Source organism: Salinimicrobium oceani (assembly GCF_012037645.1).
Map to the genome: position 1 here is coordinate 1 of NZ_JAAVJR010000956.1, position 383 is coordinate 383.

Annotated in this window: 1 pseudogene; it reads left to right on the plus strand. The window is 39.9% G+C overall.

Going from position 1 to position 383, the window contains the following annotated elements:
• Positions 1 to 18 precede the first annotated feature (18 nt).
• A pseudogene (locus HC175_RS20235) lies at positions 19 to 383 on the plus strand (SusC/RagA family TonB-linked outer membrane protein); the annotation flags it as partial.

Genomic DNA, 383 nt, shown 5'->3' on the forward strand with positions numbered 1-383 from the left:
TTTGCCAGTAACGAAAGTATGGTAGTTGAATTGGCACCCGGAATTGATGTTTATACTTACTCTTCTACCACTTATTCAAGTGTTACCAGCTACTTAAATTCCTATGAGGGCAAACCTTTTGGAAGTCTTGTAGGTACAGCATACCAAAGGGATGAGGCAACAGGCCAAATTCTTTTGGGAGAAGATAATATGCCTTTATATACAGAGGAAACTCATAATTTTGGAAGTGTACTTCCGGATTTTACGGGAGGTTTTTTTAACACATTTGCCTATGGAAACTGGAGGCTGTCCGGGATGATTGAATTTCAGGGAGGAGGTCAATTTTTTAGTAGATCAAAGATGCTTGCGGTAAGAACAGGACAAGATCCTTTAACGGTAGAGAC